We start from the raw sequence: 14,226 nt of genomic DNA, 5'->3' as shown, positions 1-14,226 counted from the left end.
GGAGGCCAGGATATGGCCGCCCGGCGGCCCCCGATCACTCCGGCGGCACGCCGAGCCGCTCCGCCCATCCCCGCAGTTCCCGCACGGTCCCCTCGTCGACCTTCAGCGGGGTGCGCGGGTCGACGTCCTCGGGCAGTACCCGGTCGCGGCCGGGAAGCCTGCCGCCCGCGTCCTCGACCGACGCCGCCAGCCGGTCGAGCCGCTTCGCCGCCGCGGTGGTGTCGCCGGCGAAGCGGGCCGGGTCGAGCGTGAGCAGGACGTGTCCGATGCGCTGTGGGTTCGGGGCGTCGGACTCGGTGAACATGTCGGGCACGTCCGCGGACAGGTTGGGGCCTGCCAGCCCGCCCGCCAGCGACTCCACCAGCAGCGCCAGCGCGAAGCCCTTCGCCCCGCCCAGCGGGGAGAGCATGCCGTGCAACGCCTCCCTCGGGTCGGTCGTCGGCGTGCCGTCCGCCGCGAGCGCCCACCCGTCGGGCAGCTGCGTGCCGCTGCGCGCGTGTGCCGCGATCTTGCCGCGGGCAACCGCGCTCGTGGCCATGTCGATGATCGCGGGCCGGGGCCGGGCAGGGATCCCCGCGGCCAGCGGCGACGTGGACAGCAACGGCTTGGCCCCGCCCCACGGCGGCATCACGGCGGGCCCGTTGGAGAACGCGAGGGTCAGCATGCCCTCGCGGAGCCCGGGAACCGTGTATAGCCCCAGTGCGCCGCAGTGCCCGGAGTCGGCGACGGCGACCGCGCCGATGCCGTACCGCCCGCACCGGGACACGGCGAGCTCGGCCGCCTCCCAGAGCTGCCAGTGCCCGAGCCCGCCGCCACCGGTGGCCGACACGACCGGCCCGGTGTCGTCCACGACCCGCAGCCCGGCGTCAGGGGGATACCCGCCCGCCGCCATGCGCTGCAGGTAGTACGGCAGCCGCATGAGGCCGTGCGAGCCGATGCCCCACACGTCGGCCATCACGATGCAGCGCGCGGACGTCCGCGCCTTCCCGGGATCCATGCCCGCCGCCGTGAGCAAGGCGCTCGCCAGTGCCTCGGCCGACTCCACCGTCCCGGTCACGACCGTGCCTCCTTCGCCGCCCCCACCGCGGATCTCGCCCGCCCCCCGCTGAGCACCGCGTCGATGTCCTGTGCGAGATTGCGCGCGATGCGCGCCTGGCTCTCGGCGGTGATGCCCGCGATGTGCGGCGTGAGCACCACGTTGTCCAGCTTCTCCAGCCTCCCCGGCTCCGGCGGTTCGCCCGCGCGCACGTCGAGCGCCGCCCCGCCGAGCGCGCCGGACTCCAGCGCGTCGGCGAGCGCGTCCTCGTCCACCACCTCACCGCGCCCGACGTTGACGAACAGGGCCGACGGCCGCATCAGGGCCAGCAGCCCGGCGTTCACCAGCCCGGTGGTGTCCGGGGTGGCGGGCAGGTGGCAGGAGAGCACGTCGGCCCCGGCCACGACCTCCTCCAGCGGGGCCAGCTCGATCCCGGCGCGGGCCAGTTCCGGATGAGCGGGGTCGATGAACGGGTCGTGGGCGAGCACGCGCATGCCCAGCGCACCGGCCAGCTCACCGCAGGCCCTCGCCGTGGCACCGCAGCCGAGCAGACCCCACGTGCCGCCGCGCAGCTCGCGTCCGGGCGCACGGTTCCACCCGCCCGCCCGGCACTCGGCGTCGAGCCGCACGGTGCCCCGAGCGAGGCTCAACGCCAGGCCGATCGTGTGCTCGGCGACGCTGACCGCGTTCGCGCCGAGCGGTGCCGTCACCACCACGCCCGCCGCGTCGGCGGCGGGCAGGTCGATGTTGTCGAGGCCCACCCCGGCGCGCGCGACGACGGTCAGCCGCTCTCCCGCGGTGAGCAGCGCCCGGTCCACCCGGGTCCGGTTGCGGACCACGAGCGCCCTGCTGCGCCGCACCGCGTCCGTCAGCAGCGCGGGGTCGTTCCAGTACCCCGCCTCCCGCACCACCCGGTAGCGCGTGGCCAGCTCCTCGAAGGCGGCTCCCCAGACGTCCTCGCTCACCAGTACGTCGATCGGCTCACTCATCGGCCGTCTCCCCCGAGCCCAGCAGCCTGCCGCGAGGGTCGAGCACCTTCGCCACCGCCACCGCGTCCTCCCCGCCGTGCCCGTGCGCGATCGCGGAGAGGAGCTGCGCGAGGCCCTGTGCGGCCACGGGGGAGGCGATGCCCTGCCGCGCGCCGGCATCGAGGGCGAGCCGCACGTCCTTCGCGGCCAGCTCCACGCCGAACCGTGCCTCGTAGTCACCCGCGACCAGCCACGGCAGCCGCACCTGCGACTGGAACGAGCTGGCGCCCGTGTCGGCGAGCGCGGCGCTGAACTGCTCCGGCGTGATCCCGGCTGCCCTGGCGAGCACGTAGCCCTCGGCGAGCACGGCGACGTTGGTCATCCCGATGAGGTTCGAGATGAGCTTGAACATCGCGGCGGCGCCCGCGCTCTCGAACTCGTGGGTCGTTTCGCCGATGCGCCCGAACAGCGGGCGCAGCGCGGACACGGCCTCGCCCGGCCCGCCGACGAACAGCGGGATCGCGCCGTTCTCCGCAGCGGCGGGCGTCTTGCCGAGCGCGCAGGTGACGAACGGGTGGCCGTACTCGCCCACCGCCGCGGCCGCCCGATCGACGGTTCCCGGGTCGATGGTGGAGACGTCCACGGCGATCGCGCCTTCGGCGAGCTCGGGGGCGAGCCGGGACCACGTGGTGAGCACGTGCTCGGGCATCGGCAGGCTGGTGAACACCACCTCGGCGTCCTTCACGGCCGCCGAGGCCGACCCGGCGGCCACCGCCCCGGCATCCACGCAGCGCCGCACGGCGGCCGGGTCGAGGTCGTGGACATGCACCTCGTATCCGCCCGTGGCGAGCCTGCGGGCGACGGCCCCTCCCATCTTGCCCGCGCCGATGAAACCGAGCTTTCCGAACATCACTTCTCCTTGCCGATCAGATGGTTGGGTGCGGGAGGGTGGCCGGATTCAGCGGCGTCCTCGGCGTCGACGTCGACGCCGACGGGCTCCCACCGGATGAGGGCCAGCACGATGAGGCCGAGTACGGGGGCCGCCGCGACGGCGAAGTACACCCCGGTGCCAAGCGAGGCGCTGAGCGTGGGAAACCACAGCAGCGACAGCATCGAGCCGACCCGCAGGACGGCCTGGCCGAAACCGCCGCCCACCCCGCGCAACGACGTCGGATAGCTCAGGGTGGCCATCGTCATGCCCTGTGCGCCCGGCCCGTAGGAGTGGAAGAACACGAACACGCCGAGCAACAGGCCGGACAGCGCGAGCGGCCAGGTGCCCTCGGGTGTGCCGAGCAGGCCGAGGCAGACGAGTGCCACCAGGCAGATCGCGAAACCGCTGGCCGAGAGCTTCCACGAGCCGAGCCGGTTCGCCAGCCGCACGCCCAGCAGGCCGCCGAGCACGCCGAACACGAGGTTGAACACCAGCGGACCGATGATCGAGGTGAGCCGGTCCTGCTGCAGGAATCCGGAGATGATCACGGGCAGCGCGAAGCCGACCGCGTAGTACTGGATCGACTGGCAGAAGCTGACCGTGGCGGCCAGTATCGTGCGGGCCCGGTAGCGGGGAGTGAACAACCTGCCGAACTCGCCAAGGACGTCGCCAAGCCCCCGGCGTTCCTTCGCGGCCTGCTCCGGTGGTTGCTCGACGTCGACCTCGATCCCATAGGACCGGCGCAGGATTCCGGCGGCGCGGTGCAGGTCTCCCTGACTGGCGGCCCAGCTCGGGGACTCGTCCATGTACTTGTGCCGCACCAGCATCACGGCCAGCGCCGGCACCGCGCCGAACCCGACGGCCCAGCGCCACAGGTTGTCGTGGGCGTCCTCGGGGATGAGGAAGTACAGCGGCAACAGCACCAGGAAGGCCGATCCGGTGGCGAGGTACCACATCGGCTGCCACAGCGATACCTTGCTTCCCTTGCCGCGCAAGGCGTTGAACTCCGCGATGAACGCGAGCGCCACCGGGAAGTCGATGCCGATGCCGATGCCCATCAGCAGTCTGGCGCCGGTGAGCGTCTCGAAGTTCGGCGCGATCGCGCACGCGATCGCGGCGACCACGAAGAAGAGCATGTCGGCCATGAACAGCTTGTAGCGGCCGAGCCGGTCGACGAGGTAGCCGCCGACCAGCGCTCCCAGCAGCGCGCCGATCATGATGGAGGCGGCGACCGCGCCCTCCTCGAAGGCGGTGAGCTGGAAGCTTTCGGTGATGTCCTTGAGTCCGAACGCGATGGAGGAGAAGTCGTAGGCGTCGATGAAGATGCCGCCGAGCGCGATGAACGTGATCGCGCCGGACTTCCCTCCCTTCGCGCGGCCTGAGTTGATCAGATCGTTGACGTCTTGTTGTGAGCGGATGACGGGCCGGGTGCCCGGCAGCTCTGCCATGACGGCGGTCCTCTCGTGTGGCGGCGTCGGCACCGGAGGTGGTGGACGGTGGGTCAGATGCCCAGAGACAGGTACCTGGTCTCCTCGAACTCCTCCAGTCCAAGCTCGGCTCCCTCGCGGCCGAGCCCGGACTGCTTGCTGCCGCCCATCGGGGCGAAGGCGACACTGGGCAGTGCGTTGTTGATGCCGAGGATCCCGGCGTCGAGCTGCTCGGCCATCCTCCACGTGCGGGAGGAGTCGCGGGTGTAGACGTAGGCGGCCAGCCCCATCTCGGTGCCGTTGGCCTCGGCCACCACCTCGTCCTCGTCGCGGAAGGAGAAGATCCCCGCGGCGGGGCCGAAGACCTCCTCGCGCGCGAGCGCGGTGTCCCTCGGCACGTCCACGAGCAGGGCGGGCGCGGCGAACGAGCCCGACGGCGGCCGCCGTTCCCTGGTGACCAGCTTGGCGCCCGCGGCGAGTGCCTGGTCGACCATGCCGGTCACGGCGGCCACGCGGGCGTCGTCGATGCACGGGCCCAGGTCCGGGACGGGGTTGGCGAGGCCGTCGCCGATCGACATCGCGTCGACTGCCTCGGCGAAGCGGGTGGTGAACTCCTGGTGCACGTCCGTGTGCACGTAGAAGCGGTTGGCCCCGATGCACGACTGGCCGGTGTTGCGGAACTTGGCGAGCAGCGCGCCCTCCACGGCGGCGTCGAGGTCGGCGTCGGGGAACACGATGAACGGTGCGTTGCCCCCGAGTTCCAGCAGGGGACGGACGACGCGCTCGGATGCCTTCGCCATGATCGACCGGCCCACGCCGGTGGAACCGGTGAACGACACGACCCGCACCTCGGGGTGGCCGAGGTAGGCATCGGTGATCGCGGCCGAAGGGCCGTGCACGAGGTTGACCACGCCGTCGGGAAGGCCCGCCTCGGTCAGGCAGCGCACCAGCTCCGTGGCGGCGAGGGGCGCCTTCTCCGAGACCCTGGCCACCACGGTGCAGCCGGCGGCCAGCGCGGGCGCCAGCTTGCGCGCCTGGATCGAGCACGGGAAGTTCCACGGCGTCAGGCTCGCGACCACGCCCGCGGGCCTGCGGATGGTCAGGTGCCTGCGGTCGGGGGCCTCGTGCGGGCGCACCTCGCCGCTGGGGCGGCGGCACTGCTCGGCGAACCAGCGGAAGTACTCGGCGGAGAAGCGCAGTTCGCCGATCGCCTCCGGGGCTCTCTTGCCCGCCTCCGCGGCGAGCAGGGTGCCGATCTCCTCGGCGCGGCGGGTGATCAGCTCGGCGGCGCGCAGCAGCAGGTCGGCGCGGGCGCGGGCGGGGGTGTGCGACCACGCGCCGAACGCCGTGGCCGCCGCGTCCGCCGCGGCGCGTGCCTGCTCGGGTCCGGCGTAGTCGACCGTGCCGACCACGGAGCCGTCCACGGGATTGCGGATCTCCCGTGGCGTTCCCGCCGTGTGCCATTCGCCGGCGATGAGTGTCGAGGCCACCTGTGGCATCGTCTGTCCTCTCGAGACGGTTGGGGAAACCGGGTCGCCGGGCCGGGCGGGCCCGGCGACCGCGGTGGTTTCGCTCAGGCGCTGGGGTAGAGCCTGGTGAGCACGAACTCGCGGTGGCCGAGCGACTCTGCGCACGTGAGCCTGCCGTTGATCGTGCGGTCGATGACCTCCATCAGCTGGTCACCCGCCGAGGTGAGGTCGTACTCCTGGCGCAGCAGTCCCGAGCAGTCCAGATCGATGTGCTCCGACATCGTCTCGGTGGTGAGCGGGTTGGCGCTGAGCTTGACCACCGGCTCGATCGGGTTGCCGATCACGTTGCCCTGTCCGGTCGGGAACAGGTGGATCACCGCGCCCGCGGCGGCCATGAGCGTCACGCACTCGGCGGCGGCCGACGAGGTGTCCATGAAGTACAGACCGGGCCCGGAGGCCGGAGCCTCGGCCGAGTCGAGCGCGCCGACCACCGGCTTGCTGCCGGTCTTGGCGATGTTGCCCATCGCCTTCTCCTCGATGGTCGACAGGCCACCGCGGATGTTGCCCTGTGTCGGCTGCGAGCCGAGCAGGTTCGCCCCGGTGCGCTCGATCATCTCGATGTAGTTGTCGTAGATCTCCTGGAAGCGGGCACGCACCGAGTCGTTGACGCAGCGCTGCGCGATCAGGTGCTCGCCCCCGGTGAGCTCGCTGGTCTCGCCGAACAGCACCGTGCCGCCCGCATCCACCCAGCGGTCCACGGCCTCGGACGTCGTCGGGCACGAGCCGAGGCCGCTGGTGGTGTCGGACTCGCCGCACTTGATCGACAGCATCACCTCGTGCCGCTGCACGGCTTCGCGCCGCTTCTCGGAGTCGTCGCGCAGGAACTCCGCCGCCGCGCGCGCGGCGCTCTCGATCGTGCGGAGGTCCCCGTGGCGTTCGATGGAGAACGCCCGCACCTTCTTGCCGGTCTTGGCGATGCCGTCGGCGACCTTGTCCGTCCAGTTCGGCTCGATCCCGATCACCACGACAGAGGCGACGTTGGGGTTGCACCCGGTGCCGATGAGCGTGCGGAAGGTCAGGTCGAGGTCGGGGCCGAACTGCAGCCTGCCGTAGGCGTGCGGCAGCGCGAGCGTGCCGGGCACGACGGCGGCGACCGCCTCGGCGGCGGCGTTCGACAGGTCGTCGACGGGCAGGATGATGGTGTGGTTACGGATGCCGACCGCGCCGTTCTCCCGGCGGAACCCGGTCAGGCCACGCTGTTCTGCCACCGCGCGCTCCTCACGTTGTGCACATGGACGTATCCGCCCTTGGGGATGTCGGCGGTCGCGATGCCGACCCGCTGTCCGTACTCGATCACGTCCTGGCCCTCGGCGATGTCCGTGAGCGCCAGTTTGTGCCCCAGCGGCACCGGTTCGAGCAGTTCGATCGTCACGTTCTCCGGACCGCGAAGGTATCCGCCCTCGACCGGACCCGGCTCCAGGTCGCGTACCGCGACCGCCACCAGGTCTCCGTCGTGGTGGGCGAGATAGCCCGGCAAGCCGGTTGCCTGCGCCATGTCTCTCCCTTGGCTAGAGGTCTTACCATTTTCCCGGACGACGGTAACCCGGCGAAGCGTGCCGGACAAGGGGGTCTTCGCGCCTGGATCGCAACAGAGGTAAAGTGGTCTTACCAAAGAGGTCACTTGTGGGGAGCTGGTCGTGGGCACTGACGCGAAGATGTGGACGCCGTTGGACCGGGGCATGGTGTCGGACCGGATCTCCGGGCAGATTCTCGAGGTCATCGCCGATGAGCGGCTGCGTCCGGGTGACCGGCTGCCGCCGGAGCGGGAGCTGGCCGCGTTGCTCGGCGTCAGCAGGCCGTCGCTGCGCGAGGCCCTGCGCTCGCTCAAGGCGCAGGGGCACGTGGAGGTCCGGCACGGGGCAGGCGTCTTCGTGGCCGACCCCGCGACCACGCGGACGCTGCGCCAGGCGATGCTCACCGAGGAGATGAGCCTCGCCGAGCTGTTCGACATGCGGGAGGTGCTGGAACTTCCCGCGGCCGCGTGGGCGGCGAGCAACGGCGACGCCGAGAAGCTCGCCGCGGTCAGGGAGACCTACGAGCGACTCGACGCCGCGACCCGCGAGGACCCGGTCGACTGGGGCAAGCTGCAGGAGCTCGACGCCGCGTTCCACATGCGCATCGTCGAGGCGGCGGGCAACCGGTTCATGATGCGGACGCTCACGGTGCTGCAGGAGATCCTGGCCCGCGGTATGGAGACGACGCTGCGAGTACCTGGCCGGCTGGAGAAGTCCAGGGTCGACCACCGCCGCATCCTCGACGCGCTGCTGGCTGGTGATCAGGCCGCGGCACGGCGTGCGGTGAAGGCGCACATCAACGGCGCGCGCAAGGCGGCCATGTCCAGGCTGCACGACGAGAAGATGGATCCACAAAGGACTGTTCGCGAGAATTAGTTCCTCGTTTTCGCACTTCAGGCAGCGCGCGGGCGACCGACCCGGCTGAGTGAGGCTTGTCACCGCCGAGCTCGGCAGGGTACAACCCTCAGTGGTACGACCTCTTACCACGAGGGAGGATCGGATGACCGCGGTACAACGGGGTTCCGCAAGCTCGGGGCTTCGCTCGCGCTGGCGAACCGTGTCCCGCCAGCTGTACTTCTGGGTTCTCGTCGCGGTGCTCGCCGGCGCGCTGCTCGGGCTGGTGGCGCCGGGCGTCGGCGAGGCGTTCAAACCGGCTGGCGACATCTTCATCAGCCTGATCAAGATGATCATCACGCCCATCGTGTTCGTCACGGTGGTGCTGGGCATCTCCTCGGCGACCAGCCTGCGCAAGGTGGGCAGGGTCGGGGTCAAGGCGCTCGTCTACTTCCAGTGCATGACACTGCTCGCGCTGACGCTCGGGCTGGTGGTGGCCGACGTCTTCCAGCCGGGCGCCGGCCTGAACATCGACCCGGCGACGCTGAGCGGGCAGGAGATCCCCGCGACCGACGAGACGCCGAGTGGGATGGGCGGCCTGCTGGAGAGCGTTGTGCCGGACAGCGTCGTCGGCGCCTTCGCCGACGGCAACATCCTGCAGGTACTGGTGTTCGCGATCCTGTTCGGCGTCGCGCTCACCCTGCTCGGCGAGCGCGGCGCGACGCTGCGCACCGGGCTGGAGTCCCTGCAGCACGTCTTCTTCACGATCCTGCGCGTGGTGATGTACTTCGCGCCCGTCGGCGCGTTCGGCGCGGTCGCGTTCACCACCGGCAAGTACGGGGCCGAGACGCTGGGCAGGCTCGGCGCGCTCATGGCCTGCTTCTACGTGACCTGCGTGCTGTTCGTGTTCGGCGTGCTCGCCCTGGTGCTGCGGCTCTGCGGGGTGTCGCTGTGGCGGCTGCTGCGCTACTTCCGGCAGGAGCTGCTCGTGGTGCTCGCGACGACGTCCACGGAAACCGTGCTGCCGCAGTCGATGGAGAAGCTGCGGCGCATGGGTTGCGGGCGGTCGGTGGTCAACCTGACCATCCCGTCCGGGTACTCGTTCAACCTCGACGGCGCCGCGATCTACCTGACCATGACCTCGCTGTTCATCGCGCAGGCCCTGGACATCGACCTCTCGCTGGGCGACCAGATCCTGCTGCTCGGCGTGCTGGTGATCTCGGCGAAGGGCGGCGCGGGGGTGACGGGCGCCGCGCTCGCGGTGCTCGCGGCGACGCTCTCCGCGGTGCACACCATCCCGGTGGCCGGCATCGCACTGATCATCGGCATCGACCGCTTCATGAACGAGGCGCGTGCCCTGACCAACCTGGTCGGCAACCTCGCGGCGACCATCGTGGTCTCCCGGTGGGAGCGCGACTTCGACGTCCAGCAGGCCCGGTCCGTGCTGTCGGGCGCCCAGCCAAGGGAGGTTTGAGCGATGCCCATCGAACTCGTCGCGCTGATCGGTCTGCTGGTGGTCTTCGCGATCACCACCGCGCTCGACGTCAACATGGGGTCGGTGGCGTTCGTCGCCGCGTTCGCGGTCGGCACCCTCGTCGCCGGTGTCCCGGTGGACGAGGTGATCACCGAGGGATTTCCCAGCGAGCTGTTCCTCACCCTGGTCGGTGTCACGTACCTGTTCGCCATCGCCCGCGACAACGGCACGATCACGTGGCTCACCTCCGCGGGAGTGCGGATGGTCCGGGGACGGCTCGTGCTCGTGCCGTGGGTGATGTTCGTGGTGACCGGGCTGCTGGCCATGGCGGGGGCGCCGCTGGTCGCCGTGATCGCCGTGCTCGCGCCCGTGGCGCTGGAGTTCGCGCGCCGCTACGACATCAAGCCGTTGCTGATGGGGCTGATGGTCGTCAACGGAGGCGCGGCCGGTGGCCTCGCACCGAGCAGTGTGCTCGGCAGCCTCAGCAACGCCGTCGTCGAGCGCAACGGCCTCGCGATCGATCCGGTCCTGCTTTTCGCGGGATCGCTGGCCTTCAATCTGGCGCTCGGGGTGGCCGGGTTCGTCCTCTTCGGCGGGCTGCGGCTCGTCGGGGTGAGGACCGCGGTGCCGGAACGCGTCGGTGGTGGCGTGGCGGTGGCCGAGTCCCCGGACGAACCCGAAGCCGAAGCCGACCTGGACCGGCACCGCGTGGCCACCCTCGTCGGCCTGGTCGTGCTCGCCGTCGGCGCGCTAGCGTTCGAGGTGAACATCGGCGTGCTGGCGATGACGGTCGCCGTGGCACTGTCGGTCGCGCGGCCGTCGGTGGGCAGGCAGGCCGTGCACCAGGTCGCGTGGCCGACCGTGTTGCTCGTGTGCGGCACACTGACCTACGTCAACCTGCTGCAGTCACTCGGCACGCTCGACTACCTCGGCCGCGGGGTCGCCGCCGTCGGTGCGCCGATACTGGGCGCGCTGATCATCTGCGGCATCGGCGCGCTCGGCTCGGCCTTCGCCTCGACGATCGGCATGCTGGGCGCCCTCATCCCGCTGGCGGTGCCGTTGCTGGCCGACAGCACGCTCAGCGCCACGGCGTTGATCACCGCGCTCGCGATCTCGTCGCTGGTCGTGGACGCGAGTCCGCTGTCGTCCACCGGGGCGCTCGTCGTGGCCAACACGCCCGCGCCCCAACGCGACCGCGTCTTCCGGCAGCTGCTGCGCTGGGGCTTCTCGCTCATCGTGATCGCCCCGGTCGTGACCTGCCTGGCGTTCGTGCTGCCGACGTCGTGAGGCAGGTGAGGCGCGGTGGCGACTCGTTCCCATTCACGCGGGTTCGTCGCGACGGCCCGAAATGGTCGCCCTCGCAGTCGAAAGGGACCACCGAGGCGCGTTTCGGCGGTGACGACGTGCTCGCGGCTCCCCCAGTGAGGCGGCCCCAGGCCTCGCGGCTTCGCCGTCGAGTCGGGAGTGGACGTCGCGCGACGCTGGCGCGCAACGGCTCGGTGGAGGCCCTGAGCGCGCTGAGGCAGGCCGGTCGCGAGATCGGCGAGGTGCTGGCCGCCGCGGGCTGAGGCGTCACCGCTGCAGCAGGGCCGTCATCTCCGTGACCTCGGCGCGTTGCCGGTCGACGATGGTCTGGGCGAAGAGCTTCGCCAGCGAGTCGCTGCCATCCCTGAGCTGTGCCTCGGCCAGCTCGACGGCGTTCTCGTGGTGCTCGATCATCGACCGCAGCCACAGCTCGTCGAACTCCGCGCTCCTCGCCTGGTGCAGTTGCTGGAACGCTTCCTCGCTCATCAGGTGCGAATGGTCGTGCCCGCCACCGCTGCCGGTCACTTCCACGTCCTCGCCCCACATCAGAAGCAGATCCATGATCTGCTTCTTCTCGGGGCTCTGGGCCGCTTTGATCCGCTCCGCGAGATCCTTCACCTCCGGATCGGAGGCACGCTCGAGCGCGAGTTCGGCGACCACCTCGGCCTGCGCGTGATGCGCCACCATCTCCCTGGCGAACTCCAGATCGCTCCGGTTGTGGTCCTGCGTGGCCCCGGTCGCACCGGCGCTGGTCTGCGTCGCCGAGGGCCGGCTCGGGCGCTCGGCGGGCGCCGCGCCCTCCTCGCTGCCGTCGCAGGCGGTGGTGAGCAACAGCACGCCAGCGGAGCAGATGCCAAGGAGTCGCTCGCGCATCAGTTCCGTTCCTCCTGGTCGCGTCTCGATGGCGGAGCCTGGGTGGCACCGGCTCGGGCGCACGGAACCGTACACCACGCCTCGGCGGGCACACAGCGGACTTGACACGGCGGGACGGGCTTGGTTACGTTGCGGTCGATCACAACCGAATATCGCGTTACTAGAGACTCAGAGAACAGTAACCCCTTTCGCCCGCGGGGAATACTGTTCTCTTTTTTTGTGCCCGGAATTCCACGGTGAGGTGGTTGCGTTGAGCGGTGTGCGGAGGTGGATGAGCTACCTCTTGCTGTGTGTGTCCGGTGGGATCATCTTCCAGGTCGCCTACATCAGGTTCGTCTTCCTGGAGCCGACCTATCAGGCGCTCGGACTCACCGCGCAGGAATACGGCGGGATCATGTCCGTGTTCGGCGCGGTCGCCGCCGTGATGTATTTCGTCGGCGGCTGGTTCGCCGACCGGTTCTCCCCACGCGCGCTGATCGTGGCGGCGCTGGTGATCACCGGTATCGCCGACCTGGCGCTGACCGTCTCGCCCGGCTACCTCACGACACTGCTCGCGCACATCGCGATGGCGTTCGCGGGAATGGCGCTCTACTGGCCCGCGCTGGTGAAGGCGGTGGGTTCGTTCGGCTCCACCGAACAACAGGGCAGGCTTTTCGGTTTCCTGGAGGCGATCCGCGGGGTCACCTCGACGGTGATCAGCGCGGTCGGCGTCCTGCTGGTCGGCACCCTGCTCGCTCCCACGGTCGGCGTGCTCGCCCTCATCGCGATCTACGGTGTCCTGTGTCTGGTGCTGGCGGTGCTGATCTGGTTCGCGCTGCGGGGCCAGGCCGACCGCGCCCCCGATGGCGAGCGTTCGGCCCTCTCGCTGCGGCAGCTGGCAGCGGCCGCACGGAACAAGTACACGTGGCTGCTCGGCGGCTCGATCATGCTGATGTACTGCTTCTACACCACGCTCGGCTACTTCTCCCCGTTGCTGCAGCACGACTTCGGCGTCACGGCCGCGCTGGTCGGTGTCCTCGGCGTGGTGCGGACCTACGTCTTCCAGTTCGTGGCAGGCCCGATCGGCGGGGTCGCCGTCGACAAGCTCACCCGGTCGACGCCGCGGTTCCTCCGCCTGGCGTTCGCCGGCGCGACGGTGTGCGTCGCACTGCTGCTCGTACTCCCGGCGACACCCGCGCTGCAGTGGGTCGCGATCACGCTGATGTTCGTGCTGTCGTTCGCGGTGTTCGCCAGCCGTGGGGTTTACTGGGCGAGCGTCACCGAAGCACGCATCCCCGCCGAGCAGCGTGGCGGCGTGATCGGTCTCGCCTCGGGACTCGCCTACCTGCCGGACGCGTTCCTTCCCGGACTCGTCGCCTGGTGGATCGGGGACCCGGCCGCGGGCACCGCCCCGCACGGCGGCTACGGCATGTTGTTCGGCTTCCTCACCGCCGCTGGCGTGCTGGGCATCGTGCTGACCTCGCTGACCCTGTGGGTGCAGCGCCGCGAACGGGCCACCGGACCGCAGCCGAGCGCCACCGCACTGACCTGACCCCCGTAGCCCAAGAAAGGTTCCTCGTTGGACATCCAGGACTTCTCCCTCGAGCTGTTCTCACTGCACGGCCGCAACGCCATCGTCACGGGCGGCAACACCGGTCTCGGTCGCGCGTTCACCGTGGCGCTGGCCAAGGCGGGTGCGAACGTCTTCGCGCCGAGCGTCATCGACGACGGCGGTGAGACCCGGCGCATGGTAGAGGAGGCTGGGTCCCGGCTCGAGACGGTGAAGATCGACCTCACCGAGCCGGGCGCACCCGAACACGTCGTGGCATCCTGTGTGGACACGCTGGGCTCGGTCGACATCCTCGTCAACTCCGCGGGCATCTCGAACCTGGCTCCCGCGGCGGAGTTCGGCCGCGAGCAGTGGGACCCGATGGTGGCGCTGAACCTGACCGCGCCGTTCGAGCTCGGCTGGCGCGCGGGCAGGCGCATGGTGGAGCAGCAGCGCGGCAAGATCATCAACATCGCCTCGCTGTTCTCGTTCCTCGGCGGGCAGCATTCGCCCGCCTACGCGGCGACCAAGCACGGCATCGTGGGATTCACCAAGGCGTACTGCGACGAGCTCGGTGCCCACAACGTCCAGTGCAACGCCATCGCCCCCGGCTACTTCGCCACGCCGATCACCGAGCGGACCCGCTCGAACCCCGTGACCAACCAGCGCGTCCTCGACCACATCCCGGCGGGCCGGTGGGGCGAGCTGGGCGACCTGATGGGCGCGGTGGTCTTCCTGGCCAGCAGGGCCTCGGACTACGTGAACGGGCACGTCCTCACCGTCGACGGCGGCTACCTCACCCGATGA

The 14,226-nt window shown here is 70.5% G+C and carries 14 protein-coding genes; 6 read left to right on the top strand and 8 right to left on the bottom strand.

The features are described from left to right. Nucleotides 1-34 precede the first annotated feature (34 nt). The 7 genes from FCN18_RS21030 to FCN18_RS21000 all read right to left on the bottom strand — a co-directional run bounded on the left by FCN18_RS21030 (nt 35) and on the right by FCN18_RS21000 (nt 7,386). Complete coding sequence (locus FCN18_RS21030) at nt 35-1,057, bottom strand: Ldh family oxidoreductase (RefSeq protein ID WP_137095912.1); 1,023 nt, start codon at nt 1,055-1,057, stop codon at nt 35-37. Then, nucleotides 1,054-2,025: a hydroxyacid dehydrogenase gene (locus FCN18_RS21025; protein ID WP_112273049.1), complete on the bottom strand. Its 972-nt coding sequence runs from the start codon at nt 2,023-2,025 to the stop codon at nt 1,054-1,056. Before FCN18_RS21025 ends, FCN18_RS21030 begins: the two co-directional genes overlap by 4 nt. Further along, the gene (locus FCN18_RS21020) at nt 2,018-2,914 is read right to left on the bottom strand and encodes an NAD(P)-dependent oxidoreductase (RefSeq protein WP_112273047.1); all 897 of its coding nucleotides are present in this window, start codon (nt 2,912-2,914) and stop codon (nt 2,018-2,020) included. The genes FCN18_RS21025 and FCN18_RS21020 overlap by 8 nt, the downstream gene beginning before the upstream one ends. Continuing rightward, the gene (locus FCN18_RS21015) at nt 2,914-4,383 is read right to left on the bottom strand and encodes an MFS transporter (RefSeq protein ID WP_113641139.1); all 1,470 of its coding nucleotides are present in this window, start codon (nt 4,381-4,383) and stop codon (nt 2,914-2,916) included. The genes FCN18_RS21020 and FCN18_RS21015 overlap by 1 nt, the downstream gene beginning before the upstream one ends. Before the next feature lie 53 nt (nt 4,384-4,436). Continuing rightward, nucleotides 4,437-5,852, bottom strand: coding sequence for an NAD-dependent succinate-semialdehyde dehydrogenase (locus FCN18_RS21010; protein ID WP_206077954.1), 1,416 nt, complete (start codon nt 5,850-5,852; stop codon nt 4,437-4,439). Between the two features lie 83 nt (nt 5,853-5,935). Next, nucleotides 5,936-7,099, bottom strand: coding sequence for a UxaA family hydrolase (locus FCN18_RS21005; RefSeq protein WP_137095910.1), 1,164 nt, complete (start codon nt 7,097-7,099; stop codon nt 5,936-5,938). Next, entirely contained in the window at nt 7,078-7,386 is a 309-nt protein-coding gene (locus FCN18_RS21000) for a UxaA family hydrolase (RefSeq protein WP_112273039.1), read from the bottom strand. Before FCN18_RS21000 ends, FCN18_RS21005 begins: the two co-directional genes overlap by 22 nt. A 142-nt stretch (nt 7,387-7,528) precedes the next feature. Between FCN18_RS21000 and FCN18_RS20995 the strand changes: the two genes are divergently transcribed. From FCN18_RS20995 to FCN18_RS39130, 4 genes are all read left to right on the top strand, one after another. Then, a complete protein-coding gene (locus FCN18_RS20995) occupies nt 7,529-8,281 on the top strand; it encodes a FadR/GntR family transcriptional regulator (RefSeq protein WP_228714061.1) in 753 nt (250 codons plus the stop codon). Between the two features lie 124 nt (nt 8,282-8,405). Beyond that, entirely contained in the window at nt 8,406-9,713 is a 1,308-nt protein-coding gene (gene dctA / locus FCN18_RS20990; RefSeq protein WP_112273037.1) for a C4-dicarboxylate transporter DctA, read from the top strand. A gap of 3 nt (nt 9,714-9,716) precedes the next feature. Then, entirely contained in the window at nt 9,717-11,000 is a 1,284-nt protein-coding gene (locus FCN18_RS20985; RefSeq protein ID WP_137095909.1) for an SLC13 family permease, read from the top strand. A gap of 134 nt (nt 11,001-11,134) precedes the next feature. Continuing rightward, nucleotides 11,135-11,281, top strand: a complete 147-nt coding sequence (locus tag FCN18_RS39130; RefSeq protein ID WP_158303147.1) for a hypothetical protein — start codon at nt 11,135-11,137, stop codon at nt 11,279-11,281. A gap of 4 nt (nt 11,282-11,285) precedes the next feature. Here the strand turns inward: FCN18_RS39130 and FCN18_RS20980 are convergent, their stop codons facing one another. Then, entirely contained in the window at nt 11,286-11,891 is a 606-nt protein-coding gene (locus tag FCN18_RS20980) for a DUF305 domain-containing protein (RefSeq protein ID WP_137095908.1), read from the bottom strand. A 271-nt stretch (nt 11,892-12,162) separates the two neighbouring features. On the opposite strand from FCN18_RS20980, the gene FCN18_RS20975 reads away from it, so the two are divergent. After that, a complete protein-coding gene (locus FCN18_RS20975) occupies nt 12,163-13,422 on the top strand; it encodes an MFS transporter (protein WP_158303146.1) in 1,260 nt (419 codons plus the stop codon). A 27-nt stretch (nt 13,423-13,449) separates the two neighbouring features. Continuing rightward, nucleotides 13,450-14,226 carry an SDR family oxidoreductase gene (locus tag FCN18_RS20970; RefSeq protein WP_112273029.1) on the top strand — a complete coding sequence of 259 codons (777 nt, stop codon included), beginning with the start codon at nt 13,450-13,452 and terminating at the stop codon, nt 14,224-14,226.

The organism is Prauserella endophytica, from assembly GCF_005146945.1.
GTDB classification, from domain to species: domain Bacteria; phylum Actinomycetota; class Actinomycetes; order Mycobacteriales; family Pseudonocardiaceae; genus Prauserella_A; species Prauserella_A endophytica.
This window is presented reverse-complemented; position numbering and strand designations above follow the sequence as displayed.

What these genes read in the sequence shown, in the direction of transcription:
- FCN18_RS20985 (WP_137095909.1), top strand. Translation starts at nt 9,717, where the DNA reads ATGCCCATCGAACTCGTCGCGCTGATCGGTCTGCTGGTGGTCTTCGCG.
- FCN18_RS20980 (WP_137095908.1), bottom strand. Translation starts at nt 11,891, where the DNA reads ATGCGCGAGCGACTCCTTGGCATCTGCTCCGCTGGCGTGCTGTTGCTC.
- dctA (WP_112273037.1), top strand. Translation starts at nt 8,406, where the DNA reads ATGACCGCGGTACAACGGGGTTCCGCAAGCTCGGGGCTTCGCTCGCGC.
- FCN18_RS21015 (WP_113641139.1), bottom strand. Translation starts at nt 4,383, where the DNA reads ATGGCAGAGCTGCCGGGCACCCGGCCCGTCATCCGCTCACAACAAGAC.
- FCN18_RS21020 (WP_112273047.1), bottom strand. Translation starts at nt 2,914, where the DNA reads ATGTTCGGAAAGCTCGGTTTCATCGGCGCGGGCAAGATGGGAGGGGCC.
- FCN18_RS21025 (WP_112273049.1), bottom strand. Translation starts at nt 2,025, where the DNA reads ATGAGTGAGCCGATCGACGTACTGGTGAGCGAGGACGTCTGGGGAGCC.
- FCN18_RS20975 (WP_158303146.1), top strand. Translation starts at nt 12,163, where the DNA reads ATGAGCTACCTCTTGCTGTGTGTGTCCGGTGGGATCATCTTCCAGGTC.
- FCN18_RS21000 (WP_112273039.1), bottom strand. Translation starts at nt 7,386, where the DNA reads ATGGCGCAGGCAACCGGCTTGCCGGGCTATCTCGCCCACCACGACGGA.